The organism is Lachnoclostridium sp. An181, from assembly GCF_002160325.1.
Classification (GTDB): domain Bacteria; phylum Bacillota; class Clostridia; order Lachnospirales; family Lachnospiraceae; genus An181.
Map to the genome: position 1 here is coordinate 16033 of NZ_NFKJ01000009.1, position 12496 is coordinate 28528.

A 12496-nucleotide genomic window follows, 5' to 3' on the forward strand; every position below is an offset into this window, starting at 1 on the left:
GATAGAATAGTCTGCAAAGCGTACTTTCTATTATTTTACAATTCCCACCAGATCAGATATTTGGTCAAATCCATATGTTTCCATATACTTTTCGATTCCTTTTACAACTTCTGCGGTGACATGTGGATTTACAAAATTTGCAGTCCCCACAGACACTGCGCTTGCCCCTGCAAGAAGAAATTCGATGGCATCGTCCGCTGTGGCAATGCCTCCCATTCCAATGATCGGAAGGGAAATCGCATTTGCCACCTGGTATACCATGCGCACGGCGATCGGTTTGATCGCAGGACCTGACACACCTCCGGTCTTATTTGCCAGGGCAAACGCTTTTTTATGGATGTCGATCTTCATTCCTGTGAGCGTATTGATCAAGGATACCGCATCCGCGCCCCCGGCCTCCACGGCCTTTGCCATCTCTGTGATGTCTGTCACATTTGGACTTAATTTCATGATCACCGGCTGTTTTGCATAGCGTTTCACTGCTTTTGTGATATCTTCAGCAGCTTTTGGATTCTGACCAAAGGCAATTCCGCCTTCCTTTACATTCGGACAAGAGATGTTGATCTCCAGCATGTCCACGTCCTCATTTGCCAGTCGTTCCACTACTTCACAGTAATCCTCTGTTGTCCTTCCGCACACATTCACGATGATCTTTGTATCATATTTCCGAAGAAACGGAATATCTCTTTTGCAGAACACATCAATCCCGGGATTTTGCAGACCTACGGCATTCATCATTCCTCCATAGGTTTCTGCGACTCTCGGGGTCGGATTTCCCGGCCAAGGTACATTTGCCACGCCTTTTGTGGTCACCGCACCAATTTCATTTAAGTCCACAAACTCGGCGAACTCTGCACCGGATCCAAAAGTACCTGATGCTGTTGTCACCGGATTCTTCCACTCTACTCCTGCTATCGTTACTCTTGTATCCATCAGATTTCCACCTCCGTAGCCAAAAATACCGGTCCGTCTTTGCAGATTCTTTTATTGTTGACATTGCTGTGTTCATCTTTTTCCTTTGTTTTACACACACATGCCAGACATGCGCCGATTCCGCATGCCATGCGCTCTTCCAAGGAAAGGTAGCATTCTATGCCATTTTCCAGAGCATATTCCTTGATCGCTCTAAGCATCGGTGTCGGACCGCAGGCATAGATGACTTCTGCATTCAGCGCGTTCTCGCGGATCGCATCGCAGACATTTCCTTTTGTCCCAATACTGCCATCCTCTGTGGCAATGTAAACTTTTCCGTTTTGTTCCAGTTCTTTATCCAAAAACGTATCGCTGTCCCTGTATCCGATGATGATCTGTTTCTCGCCTTTCAATTGTTTTGCCAATTCCAGCATCGGAGGAATCCCGATTCCCCCTCCAATTAAAAACGCCTTTTTTTCTTTTAACGGGAAACCATTTCCCAAAGGTCCGATGATGTAAAGCTTGTCTCCTGCCTGCATCCTGGAAAATTCTTCTGTCCCGGTGGAAGGTCCTGTCACACGGTACACAACTCTTAATGCCCCGTTTTCTTTATCAATCTCGCAAATACTGATCGGTCTTGGCAAAAGCTTACTTCCGTCATTGGTGTACATGGAAATAAATTGTCCCGGAACTGCTGTTTTTGCGGCATCTGTGCGGATCCACATACTGAATATATCCTTTGCCAGCGCTTCCTTCGAAATGACTTCCACCAGCTCTTTTCTTCTTTCTGCCATCGTCCTCTTCTCCTTTTTATCTGTTATTCAAAGCCTGACTGATATCTTTTACCATATCTTCCACAGCTGCCCTGGATGCGTCCGCAAAATTCTCCGGACCGAATTTGGCATATGCCTCCTGTTTATAGGCCGCAATGATTCCACGTGAGGAGTTTACGATCGCTCCAAGTCCGTCCTCATTGAAGAAATGTACCAAATCCTTTCCTTTTCCGCCTTGTGCGCCATAACCCGGAACGAGAATATAGGATTTTGGCATTACTTTTCTCAAAACTTTTCCCATTTCCGGATAAGTTGCTCCTACAACCGCTCCGATATAACTGTATTCTTCGCCCATGCACTCTTCGCCCCACTGAGCCACCTTCTCACCTACAAGCTCGTACAATGGCTTGCCGTCAATAAGCTGATCCTGGAACTCCCCGCTGGACGGATTGGATGTCTTAACAAGAATGAAAAGTCCCTTTTTTTCTTTTTTGCACACATCGATAAACGGATTCACCCCGTCAGATCCAAGGTATGGGTTTACTGTCACAAAGTCCTCGTCAAACGGTGTGCACTCTTTGCTGCCCACCATCACTTTACCAAGGTGTCCGACCGCATAGGCAGCGGACGTGGAGCCGATATCCCCCCGCTTGATATCGCCGATCACTACAAGTCCTTTTTCTTTGCAGTAATCCACTGTCTTTTTAAACGCGGCAAGTCCCGGGATGCCAAACTGCTCGTACATGGCGATCTGTGGTTTCACGGCAGGGATCAGATCGTATGTCTTGTCCACGATTTCCTTGTTGAACTGCCAAATCGCCTCTGCTGCACCTTCCAATGTCTCCCCAAATTCTGCAAACGCTTTTTTCTGGATATGCTCCGGAATGTAAGCGAGCATCGGGTCAAGTCCTACCACGATCGGTGCGTTTGTTTTTTTGATATTTTCTATTAATTTCTGAATCATAGATTATCTCCTCTCAATTATGCTTCGTAAACAACTTTTCCGTTTACAAGTGTATATTTTACTTTCCCCTTTACTTTCCATCCAGCAAAAGGGGTATTTTTTCCTTTTGATGCAAAGTCTGCAGGATCGATCACATACTCTTTGTCCGGATCAAACACAACAATGTCTGCGGTCATGCCCCGGGAAACAGAGCCTTTGTCCGAAAGCCCCAAAATTTTAGCCGGAGCATAGCTCATCCTCTCTGCCATCTGCATTGGAGTCAGGATTCCTTTATCCACAAGATATGTGTAAGTAAGACTGGCGGATGTCTCAAGACCCACGATTCCAAAAGCCGCTTTTGTAAAAGAACAATTTTTCTCCTCTGCAGCGTGCGGTGCGTGATCTGTGGAAATTGCCTCCATGATACCGCTTTTCAATCCTTCTCTCAACATTTCCACATCTTCTTTTGCGCGCAGCGGCGGATTCATTTTAAAGTTGCCGTCATCGCTCTTAATATCATCTGTTGTCAGGATAAAGTGGTGCGGACACACTTCTGCGCTCACTTCCAAATGGTCCTTCTTGGCCATCTCTACCATGGTCACGCTGTCCTTTGTGGAGCAATGGCAAAGGTGCAGTTTCACTCCTGTCTCTTTTGCAAGCAGAATATCTCTTGCAACGATCACATCTTCCACTGCATTGGAGATTCCCCTAAGGCCAAGCTCTTTTGCCTTTTTGTCCGCATTCATCACGCCGCCTTCCACCATGTTGATATCTTCACAGTGCGCAAACACGGCAATGCCATTCTCCTTTGCCAGTCTCATAGCCTTGCGGTAAAGCCCGGAATCCATCACAGATTTGCCGTCTTCGCTGATCGCCATACATCCGGCTTTTGCCATTCCCTCGATATCTGCAAGCTCTTTTCCATTCTGTCCAACTGTCACGGCCCCAAGCTGGATGACGTTGACCGGGCTTACTTCTTTTGCACGGCGATGCACGTCCTCCACTTTTTCTTTTGTATCGATCACAGGTTTCGTGTTCGGCATAGCACAGATAGTCGTCACTCCGCCCCTTGCCGCCGCACGTCCTCCGGTCTCCAATGTTTCTTTGTATTCGAGTCCAGGGTCACGAAGATGCACATGCAGATCAATAAATCCCGGCATCACAAAACATCCTTTTGCATTGATCACCTGTTCTGCCTCTTCCAAAATCTTCTCTGCAACATCTAAAATCTTACCGTCTTCAATCAGTACATCGCACACTTGATCCTTCTTGGTGTGCGGATCCACTACGCGTCCTCCTTGAATCAATACTTTCATTCTTCATTTCCTTTCTGAAAATTTACATACTATGTTTATTTTACCATACCCCAAAACAAAAAGGAATGCATAAATTGCATTCCTTTTATAGCTACATATTCTGTTTTATCACTTCGTATGCCCTATTAAGCTGATTATCTACATCCGGGTTATCCTCGTCATAAATATATTCCACTGTCTCATCCGGTGTGATACCTTTCCCGTCAATATTTCTTCCTTTTGGCGTGAAATATTCTGCGATCGTAAGTTTTACTTTTGTTCCATCCTTCAGATCAAAAATCTGCTGTACAACCCCTTTACCGTAGGTAGTCGTTCCTACAATGGTCCCTTTGCCGTAATCCTGAATGGCCCCTGCAAATATCTCAGATGCACTTGCGCTGTTTCCGTTGACAAGTACTGCCATCGGCTTATGGAACTCATGCTCTGCATCGGAAGTGATCTCCTGTTTCTCTCCATTTTTATCCTCTGTGTACACGATCAGGCCTTCCGGTAAAAGAAGATCCAGCATCTGGCATACTGTTCCAAGATTTCCTCCCGGATTGTTTCGAAGATCCACCACAAGCCCCTCCATGCCCTGGTTTTCCAGTTCACTCAGTGCATTGGCAAACTGATCATATGTGACTGTGTCGAATTCTGACACCTGAATATAGCCGACATTGTCATCCAGCATCACATAGTCAACCGTGTGCGCCTCCACTTTCGCGCGGGTTGCTGTCATTTCAATCTCCTGCTGGTCCTCACCCCGGAGAACAGAAAGTTTCACCTGTGTTCCTTCCTCTCCCTTGACTTCCTGTACAACTTCACTGAGATCCACTCCGGTGACTTCCTTTCCTTCTACCTTGTAGAGGGTATCCAACGCCTGCATTCCCGCTTTTTCAGCCGGTGAATCTTTATACACTTCCGTTATTGTGATGATACCGCTCTCTGGATCCTGCTGCATGACAGCGCCAATGCCTCCGTACTCACCGGCAGTACTTTCCTCAAGCGCCTTTGCTTGTTCCGCATCATAGTATACAGAATAAGGATCGCCGATCTTATTTACATATCCGGAGTATAGCCCCTCCTCCAGCTCCTCTTTGTCCAATTCATCGCTGCGGAGATAGTATTTGTCGATCAAATCTTTTATCTCCTCCAGTTTACTCTCATTCTGTTTTTCCACAACAGTCTTTTCCTCTGCAAAATAGGAAAATGCTGTTCTTGCGCCAAACAAGGCTGCTATTACGATTAATACAGCAAGGGCGCCACAGAGCGCCCCTTTTCTAAATTGCCTTTTATTGTCTTCCATTTTATTCCTGCCCCGCCTTTAATAAATAATCCATTGGATCTACTGCTGTCCCGTTTACTTCCACCTGAAAGTGAAGATGCACCCCGGAGGAATATCCTGTATTGCCTGTCACTCCAATCTGCTGTCCTTTTTTCACAGTCTGATTTGGCCTTACAGTCAGTGAAGAGTGATGCATGTACTTTGTCACAAGCCCTCCGCCGTGGTCAATAACTACCCAGTTTCCAGCGCTTTCACTCCATCCGGCAATGACCACCTTTCCATCCGCTGCAGCATAAGTTGGTACTTTTGCACCTCCTGTGGCAAAGTCCACTCCTTTATGGAAGGAATGGTCAAAGTCCCGGTACCCAAATCCGCTGCTTATCTGTCCGCTCGGACACGGGTAGGCAAAGATGCCCTCCCCTACAATCCTGCTTGCCCCGGCTTCTGTAAAGATAAGACCGCTCTCTTCCCCGAATTCTGTCTGTATCTTTGCGATCAACGTCAAAAGTTCCTGGTTTTCCGTGTCAAGGTATTTGTTGACCTCTTCCCGCCGTTTATTCTGCTGCTCTTTTAATTTCTGCATTTCATCGTACTCTTTTTTGAGCTGCTCTTCCTTTTCCTCGGTTTTTGCAACCGCTTTCTTCAAACTATCCATGGCAGCCTTATCGTACTTGGATACTTCTATAATATAATCTGCACGGTTGATAAAATCCGCAAAATTATGTGCACCGAGCATGATCTCAAAAACCTGCGTATTCCCGCTCTCGTACATATATTTGATGCGGTCTTTCATCTCATCATACTGCCTGTTTTCATCCAATTTGATCTGTACATACTCTTCTTCTGCTTTTTGGACTTCTTCCGCCTTCTTTTTCAGCGTCTCTTCCGTCCGCTGCATCTCTTCCAGTATCGCATTAAGCTGGCTTATCAAAAGCTGCTGTTCCAGCAAAGACTCTTCCGTCTGTTTTTTGTACTCCTCTGCCTTTTGCTTCTTCTCCTCTTCCAGCAACTTTCGCTCCTCTTCTTTTACAGCGTCCTCTTCTTTTGAAACCTCTCCGGTATCTTCGCCTGAATCTTCGGGCTCTTCCTGTACACCCAAGCCCTCCTCCGTTTGTATACCTTCAACTTCTGTGGCTTTGGAAGGAATACCAGGTGAAATGCCAAGTATCCCTGCAAGAGCGATTGCCAAAAAGCGTTTGCTCTTTCGTCTCATTCTTTCACCTTATTTTCAAATTATCACACTTTCAAATGTTTCCTTATGGTAAAGAAACTTCCCACAAACCCGATTCCGATTCCAAGTATCAGACCAATCGGCAAAAGCAGTTCGTAAACTGTGGATACCGGAAGGAAATCCAGAATGTTTTGCAGGATCCGGAATTTCACCAAAATGTAACTTACTGTCTTGCTGTACATAAAGTACAACAGAGTCAGCGGAATGACCGCTCCCAAAATTCCGATGAAAATTCCTTCAAACACAAACGGCGCTCGGACAAACATATCCTTCGCTCCTATGTATTTCATGATCGCTATCTCTTCACGCCGCACCGTGATTCCCATTGTAACGGTGTTGCTGATAAGGAAAATGGATACGGCCAGAAGGATCAGGATAATGGCAGCTGACACATACAGCACAAGACGATTGATACTGGATAAGGTATTGGCCACTACATCTGATTTGTTGACCTTTCGAACACCGTCCATGCCTTCTGCAAAGGATACAAGCTCTTTTTGGCCTGACACATCCTTCATATAAACGGCAAAGCTGTCGGAATCAGCCAGGGGATTGTCATCAGAAAATCCTTCTGCCAGTTTTTCTCCCTCTTCCGTGTCTCCAAAATACTGTTTCTGGAACTCTGACCAGGCCTCATCCGCGGATATATACTCGACCTTTTCCACATCATCCCTTGCCTCAAGCTGGGTTCTGATATTTTCACGTTGCTCCTCCGTGATATCCGGATTGAAGAACACGGTGATCGCTACCCCTTTCTCCGCCATCTTCACGATATGATTAAAATTATATACGATGGAAAAGAACAGTCCGAAGACAAATATACAAGCTGACATGGTTGCGATCGATGCAAAGGAAAACAGCTTATTCCTCCAGATGTTCTTGACTCCCTGTTTCACTGTGTAACCTACTGTACTAATCCTCATTGATATAACCACCTTCTTCTTCGTCACTGACAATGACGCCCTTCTTCATTGTAATGACACGTTTTTTCATCGCATTTACGATTTCCTGATTGTGGGTCACAACCAATACAGTCGTTCCCCTTTGGTTTGCTTCCTCCAACAGTTTCATGATCTCCCATGAGTTGGTAGGGTCGAGGTTTCCAGTCGGTTCATCCGCCAGCAAAAGTAGCGGTTCATTTACAACTGCCCTTGCAATGGCCACGCGCTGCTGCTCTCCTCCGGAAAGCTCCTTTGGAAATGCCTTATATTTCTGCGCAAGACCTACGAGGGAAAGCGCGGCCGGTACTTTCTTTTTGATGACTCTTGTCGGAGTCTCTGTTACGCGCAGTGCAAAAGCAATGTTTTCGTAGATATTTCTGTCTTTCAGTAAACGGAAATCCTGAAATACAACGCCCAGCGTTCTTCTGTATTTCGGGATATGTCTGTGCTTTAACCTCTCCAGATTCTGCCCGTTTACGATCACACATCCGGAAGTCGGCTCAAGTTCCTTCAATATCAGCTTGATCAGGGTGGATTTCCCGGAACCGCTGTCTCCCACAATGAAAACGAACTCTCCCGCCTCAATCTTCAGATTCACTCCGTTCAAGGCGGCGACTCCCTTTGAGTATTCTTTCGTTACATCCTTGAATTCTATCATATGTGCCTCCTGAATTATTAATACTCCAAAGTCTCCATGTACTTCATATATTTGACAACCATCAGCGCGATCTTGAACGTGATGGCATCCTCAAACACCCGAAGATCAAGCCCTGTGCTCTTCTGCAGCTTATCCAGTCTGTAGACAAGCGTATTTCTGTGGATATAGAGCTGTCTGGATGTCTCGGACACATTCAGGCTGTTCTCAAAGAATTTGTTGATCGTTGTCAAAGTCTCTTCGTCAAATTCATCCGGAGATTTCCCCTCAAAAATTTCGCGGATAAACATTTTGCAAAGAGGGATCGGCAGCTGGTAGATCAGCCTTCCGATACCAAGTTGATTATATGCGATAATGTCCTTCTCGTCAAAGAATATTTTCCCGACATCCAGAGCAAGTTTTGCTTCTTTGTAAGATTTTGACACTTCTTTGATGTCGCTTACAATCGTGCCATATGCGATATGGAGGTCGTCATCATTCTCTTCTTTGAGGACTTCCAGCATCTCTTTCGCTGTTTTTTCCATCTCCGGATAACCTTCCTGGGCACCGAGTTCTTTCACTACAATAATGTTTTTCTCATCTACTGCCGTGATAAAATCTTTTGTCTTTGCCCCCAGAAGTGTGCGGACATGCTCCAACGAAGAGATATCCTTTTCTTTTGGAGTCTCTATAAGGAAGATTACCCTCCTTACATCCGTATCAATATGAAGCTTTTTCGCACGGTTGTAGATATCCACGAGCAAAAGATTGTCCAAAAGAAGATTTTTAATAAAGTTGTCCTTGTCAAATCTTTCTTTGTATGCAACGAGAAGATTCTGAATCTGGAATGCAGCTATCTTCCCTACCATATATACTTCATCGCTGCCGCCGTTTGCGAGCAGGACGTATTCCAGCTGGTGCTCGTCAAATATTTTAAAGAACTGGTAGCCCTGGATCACCTGGCTGTCTGCAGCTGATTCCACAAAGGCAAGCACCGCGTTTTCACAATTGTCCGGCTCAGTAAACGTGCTGGCTAAAGTCTTTCCATCTATGTCCATCACACATAAATCTATTCTCGTTATGGCCTTCAACCCTTCGATCGTATTTTGAAGTATTTGATTCGATATCATATTTCATTCCTCCACTTGTCAATGTATATACTGCTCCACAATGCAGTTTTTCACTTATGCGCACGTATACCTTTTTATATAGTAAAATAAAACAACAAAAAAATAAAGAGTAAATCATACTTTTTTATGCATTTTTCTGATTTACACTTCATTTTTCTTTTTTTCTTTCTCCAGTTCTTTTTTTAAAAACTGTTTCAAAACATATGCTCTAAGTTTTCCCGTCCAAGACTCGTTTCTTGCATAGAGCTGACGGTCATTCCCCAGGCCAATCCAAAGCCTGCTGTCAAGAAGCGTTCTGTTTCTGGCCACAAACGATTCCTGTTCCCCCGGCGGCAATACGGATAAAATGCAATCCGCCTCTGTCCCATTGATCTGGTTGACAACCATATCATCCGCAATCTCACTCTCATGCATGGCAAATGTCCCTGCAATCTTTATTCCGCTGTAACGGCTTTTTACATAGTCTTCAAACCGCCTGATCTCCTCTTTTGTCAATGCAAGGAGATAAACTTTTTTATGATTCTTGTGCAGATAACGGATGAACATTTTCAAAAAACGTTTTCCTTCCGGCTCTTTGTAGCTGTTTTCTCCCTCAATCCCAGCTGCCTCCAATATCATCCTGTCACCAATCAGAATCAAATCCGACTGCGCGATCATCGCTCTCAATTCCTCTTCCTCACGCGCCTGCACAATCGTATTGCCATTCAGCATTTCAATCACATTCAGGGCTTCCGTTTCCATATACTGCATCGCACACTGCATGGCCTCTTTTGCAGTACATTCATCCATCTGGATATCCCATATATCGATTCTTTTCATGATCATCACCTGTTGTTTCTTCCCCAATTGTGTCATTGTACCAAATAGCATACCATTTTTCAAGCTGAAAATTATTAAATCTTGCCCATCCCCTTCTTTTCCATCCGTTTTTTCTTTGTGATCAGTCCTCCGATCCTGCCTGTCTCCTTTGACGACAAAGATTTCCATCCGCTCTCCATCACTTTATCCAAAAGTCCCAGCTCACCGGCTATCTCGTACTTCATCCTTTCCTCGTCCGTCATCTTTTCAAGATCAATCTGTTTTTCCTGATTTTTCATCACAAAACACCTCCATTTTCAAGAAGTATTCCCTGATTTTTTTGAAGTTAAACAGACTACCCCAAAAACAAGAATGGCGGTGCAAAGACTACGCTTTACACCGCCGGACTACTTTTTCTTTTTAAGGTTCATCAGGCACAATGACTGCTGCCACCAAATAGGCAAGAATTCCCGTACCAGTACATCCAAAAAGCACAAACGCAAGGCGAATCAATGTAGGATCCACGTTAAAATAATTGGCGACACCACCGCATACTCCGCAGACAATCCTGTCCTTCCTGGAACGGTATAAACGTTTTGGTTCCATATCGGCACCTCCTTTTATTCCTCCATAAACTCTATGACCATTTCTCCTGCAGCACAATCAAGTTCCATGTTTTTTGCCGCATGATTGTTGATCTCCTGCTTTTTTTCAAATTGCATCTCGTCATTTCCTACAAGAACGGTTCCCCCAGAAACATCTGTTTCATAATTAAAATCCGTCTTCTTGCCTGCCCACGTTGCAGAAAGACTACCGGCCCTGCACTCAAGCTTTGCCTCTTTTTTTACGTCTCCTTCCAGGGTAAGTCCTCCTGCCCCGACTTTTGCAGACAGTTCTTCTGTCTCAATGCCCAAAACCTCACCTGCCCCGGCTCCAACTTCCATCTCCATCTTTTTTGCCCGCAGTCCGTCCACGCTCAGGCTCCCGGCCCCTATGTGTACTCCTGCCTGCTCAAAATATACAGACTTCGGAAGATAAATATCTACCGTCGCATCTTCAGTACCATTGCTTACTTTTTTTCTTGTCTCTATCTTCAGTTTTCCACCGTCCATATAAGCATTATACTGCAGGTCGGATGGAATATTCTGACATTCGACTCTCACCTCGTCTTCCAGCTCTTCATCCGTGTAAATATTGACCCATGACGCATACACATCTACTTCGATCTCTTTTACGCCCTTGTATGTCTTAATAAATTCCTCACCGCTGTAGTACTCTCCTTGGCGTTCGTTTCTCCATACAACACCGATTCCATGCGGATACAAACGCTTTGCCTCTTTCCAGGAAAACCCAAGAGCCAGGGAGACAATGCACAAAATACATCCAACGGCAAACACACTGCCGCAGATTCCCCAAAAAATCTTCCATCCCTTTTTCATCTCTTAGACAGCCTCCTTCCTGTTTCTTTGGAATATTCTCCGCAACAGGGATACCACAAACCGGAATATGGCCGGGATCGCCAAAGCACATGCCTTTACAAAAAGTGCGGTGAGAGCCACTCCAATTGACAGTGCAATTGCTCCAAGTCCAATGATCATCAATCCGATGACCGGATGATAAAACAATTGGATCACTCCTGCCACAAGGCAGATGATTCCGGACACAGCAATCGCTGCCATCGCGCAGACAAGCCCTACAAGCATTCCGCCAATCCCAAGTGCAAGCCCCAAAATAAGTGCTACAAGTCCAATACCAAGTGGAATGACGATCGGGCCAAAGAAAATGGCAAGCAGCACGATCAGGATGATCTTTAATGTCCTGTTGGATTTCTGTACCTTCTCCACATCCACCGGCTCCTTATATTTTTGATATGGTCTGCCTGCTGGCATATCTCTGTCTTCAAATCTGGTATCCGTGTATCCGGTCTCCCGGTATTCAGTTGTTTCTTCGTCTGTCCCTCTCATCCCCTGCTTGATGATATCCGCCACTTTCTTAGGACTTCCAAGCTCCTCAATGATCTGGTCTTCCATCTCTTCACCGGCATCGTCAAAATAATCATTATAATATTGCAGTGCCTCCTCCCTTTCTTCATCCGGGATATCTCTCAGCAATGCATTTAACTCTGACATAAACTGTATGCGGTTCATGCTCCTCCACCCCCTTCAAAGATTTCGCTGATCTTTCCGGAATAGTTTTTCCACTCAATCCGGTATAAAGTCAGCTGTGCACTCCCCTTTTCCGTCAGCTTATAGTATCTCCGGTTCCTCCCGTCAAACTGCTGGTCATACACCTCCAGGCAGTCATCTTTCTGAAGTCTCCTAAGAACCGGATATAATGTAGACTCTGAAATATCGATCGCTTTTCTGACATCCTGAGTAATTTTATAACCGTAAGTTCCCTGCTCCTCTTTGGATACAACCGCTAAGACAACAGCGTCCAGAAGTGCGGAACCTGTATTAAAAACCATGTCATCGCTCCCTCCCTTATATCCATCATTATATTGTTCTTACGGATATATTATATGATGTATAATATTGTTCGTCAACAATATTTC

Annotated in this window: 15 protein-coding genes; all 15 read right to left on the reverse strand. The window is 45.1% G+C overall.

The annotated features are described in order from the left end of the window. Positions 1-30: 30 nt before the first annotated feature. The 15 genes from B5F18_RS07095 to B5F18_RS07165 all read right to left on the reverse strand — a co-directional run bounded on the left by B5F18_RS07095 (position 31) and on the right by B5F18_RS07165 (position 12409). Complete coding sequence (locus B5F18_RS07095) at positions 31-933, reverse strand: dihydroorotate dehydrogenase (protein ID WP_087156986.1); 903 nt, start codon at positions 931-933, stop codon at positions 31-33. After that, on the reverse strand, positions 933-1706 hold the full coding sequence (locus B5F18_RS07100) for a dihydroorotate dehydrogenase electron transfer subunit (RefSeq protein WP_087156987.1): 774 nt from the start codon (positions 1704-1706) through the stop codon (positions 933-935). Before B5F18_RS07100 ends, B5F18_RS07095 begins: the two co-directional genes overlap by 1 nt. Before the next feature lie 16 nt (positions 1707-1722). Beyond that, a complete protein-coding gene (gene pyrF, locus B5F18_RS07105; RefSeq protein ID WP_087156988.1) occupies positions 1723-2649 on the reverse strand; it encodes an orotidine-5'-phosphate decarboxylase in 927 nt (308 codons plus the stop codon). Positions 2650-2666: 17 nt separating this feature from the next. Further along, on the reverse strand, positions 2667-3944 hold the full coding sequence (locus B5F18_RS07110) for a dihydroorotase (RefSeq protein ID WP_087156989.1): 1278 nt from the start codon (positions 3942-3944) through the stop codon (positions 2667-2669). A gap of 91 nt (positions 3945-4035) precedes the next feature. Beyond that, positions 4036-5229, reverse strand: coding sequence for a S41 family peptidase (locus tag B5F18_RS07115; RefSeq protein WP_087156990.1), 1194 nt, complete (start codon positions 5227-5229; stop codon positions 4036-4038). Position 5230: 1 nt separating this feature from the next. After that, complete coding sequence (locus B5F18_RS07120) at positions 5231-6421, reverse strand: murein hydrolase activator EnvC family protein (RefSeq protein WP_087156991.1); 1191 nt, start codon at positions 6419-6421, stop codon at positions 5231-5233. 23 nt (positions 6422-6444) lie between these two features. Beyond that, a complete protein-coding gene (gene ftsX / locus B5F18_RS07125) occupies positions 6445-7362 on the reverse strand; it encodes a permease-like cell division protein FtsX (protein ID WP_087156992.1) in 918 nt (305 codons plus the stop codon). After that, complete coding sequence (gene ftsE, locus B5F18_RS07130) at positions 7352-8038, reverse strand: cell division ATP-binding protein FtsE (protein WP_087156993.1); 687 nt, start codon at positions 8036-8038, stop codon at positions 7352-7354. The genes ftsX and ftsE overlap by 11 nt, the downstream gene beginning before the upstream one ends. Before the next feature lie 17 nt (positions 8039-8055). After that, a complete protein-coding gene (locus B5F18_RS07135; protein ID WP_087156994.1) occupies positions 8056-9144 on the reverse strand; it encodes a PucR family transcriptional regulator in 1089 nt (362 codons plus the stop codon). Positions 9145-9285: 141 nt separating this feature from the next. After that, positions 9286-9963: a WecB/TagA/CpsF family glycosyltransferase gene (locus B5F18_RS07140; RefSeq protein WP_162607557.1), complete on the reverse strand. Its 678-nt coding sequence runs from the start codon at positions 9961-9963 to the stop codon at positions 9286-9288. Positions 9964-10037: 74 nt separating this feature from the next. Next, entirely contained in the window at positions 10038-10241 is a 204-nt protein-coding gene (locus tag B5F18_RS07145; RefSeq protein WP_087156996.1) for a small, acid-soluble spore protein, alpha/beta type, read from the reverse strand. 121 nt (positions 10242-10362) lie between these two features. Beyond that, positions 10363-10548 carry a PspC domain-containing protein gene (locus B5F18_RS07150; RefSeq protein WP_087156997.1) on the reverse strand — a complete coding sequence of 62 codons (186 nt, stop codon included), beginning with the start codon at positions 10546-10548 and terminating at the stop codon, positions 10363-10365. A 14-nt stretch (positions 10549-10562) separates the two neighbouring features. After that, positions 10563-11381: a DUF4097 family beta strand repeat-containing protein gene (locus B5F18_RS07155; RefSeq protein ID WP_087156998.1), complete on the reverse strand. Its 819-nt coding sequence runs from the start codon at positions 11379-11381 to the stop codon at positions 10563-10565. Between the two features lie 3 nt (positions 11382-11384). Beyond that, positions 11385-12089, reverse strand: coding sequence for a DUF1700 domain-containing protein (locus B5F18_RS07160; RefSeq protein ID WP_087156999.1), 705 nt, complete (start codon positions 12087-12089; stop codon positions 11385-11387). Beyond that, positions 12086-12409, reverse strand: coding sequence for a PadR family transcriptional regulator (locus B5F18_RS07165; RefSeq protein ID WP_087157000.1), 324 nt, complete (start codon positions 12407-12409; stop codon positions 12086-12088). The genes B5F18_RS07160 and B5F18_RS07165 overlap by 4 nt, the downstream gene beginning before the upstream one ends. Positions 12410-12496: the final 87 nt, after the last annotated feature.

What these genes read in the sequence shown, in the direction of transcription:
- B5F18_RS07160 (WP_087156999.1), bottom strand. Translation starts at nt 12,089, where the DNA reads ATGAACCGCATACAGTTTATGTCAGAGTTAAATGCATTGCTGAGAGAT.
- B5F18_RS07100 (WP_087156987.1), bottom strand. Translation starts at nt 1,706, where the DNA reads ATGGCAGAAAGAAGAAAAGAGCTGGTGGAAGTCATTTCGAAGGAAGCG.
- ftsX (WP_087156992.1), bottom strand. Translation starts at nt 7,362, where the DNA reads ATGAGGATTAGTACAGTAGGTTACACAGTGAAACAGGGAGTCAAGAAC.
- B5F18_RS07135 (WP_087156994.1), bottom strand. Translation starts at nt 9,144, where the DNA reads ATGATATCGAATCAAATACTTCAAAATACGATCGAAGGGTTGAAGGCC.
- B5F18_RS07145 (WP_087156996.1), bottom strand. Translation starts at nt 10,241, where the DNA reads ATGAAAAATCAGGAAAAACAGATTGATCTTGAAAAGATGACGGACGAG.
- pyrF (WP_087156988.1), bottom strand. Translation starts at nt 2,649, where the DNA reads ATGATTCAGAAATTAATAGAAAATATCAAAAAAACAAACGCACCGATC.
- B5F18_RS07120 (WP_087156991.1), bottom strand. Translation starts at nt 6,421, where the DNA reads ATGAGACGAAAGAGCAAACGCTTTTTGGCAATCGCTCTTGCAGGGATA.
- B5F18_RS07110 (WP_087156989.1), bottom strand. Translation starts at nt 3,944, where the DNA reads ATGAAAGTATTGATTCAAGGAGGACGCGTAGTGGATCCGCACACCAAG.
- B5F18_RS07150 (WP_087156997.1), bottom strand. Translation starts at nt 10,548, where the DNA reads ATGGAACCAAAACGTTTATACCGTTCCAGGAAGGACAGGATTGTCTGC.
- B5F18_RS07140 (WP_162607557.1), bottom strand. Translation starts at nt 9,963, where the DNA reads ATGAAAAGAATCGATATATGGGATATCCAGATGGATGAATGTACTGCA.
- B5F18_RS07115 (WP_087156990.1), bottom strand. Translation starts at nt 5,229, where the DNA reads ATGGAAGACAATAAAAGGCAATTTAGAAAAGGGGCGCTCTGTGGCGCC.
- B5F18_RS07095 (WP_087156986.1), bottom strand. Translation starts at nt 933, where the DNA reads ATGGATACAAGAGTAACGATAGCAGGAGTAGAGTGGAAGAATCCGGTG.
- B5F18_RS07155 (WP_087156998.1), bottom strand. Translation starts at nt 11,381, where the DNA reads ATGAAAAAGGGATGGAAGATTTTTTGGGGAATCTGCGGCAGTGTGTTT.
- ftsE (WP_087156993.1), bottom strand. Translation starts at nt 8,038, where the DNA reads ATGATAGAATTCAAGGATGTAACGAAAGAATACTCAAAGGGAGTCGCC.
- B5F18_RS07165 (WP_087157000.1), bottom strand. Translation starts at nt 12,409, where the DNA reads ATGGTTTTTAATACAGGTTCCGCACTTCTGGACGCTGTTGTCTTAGCG.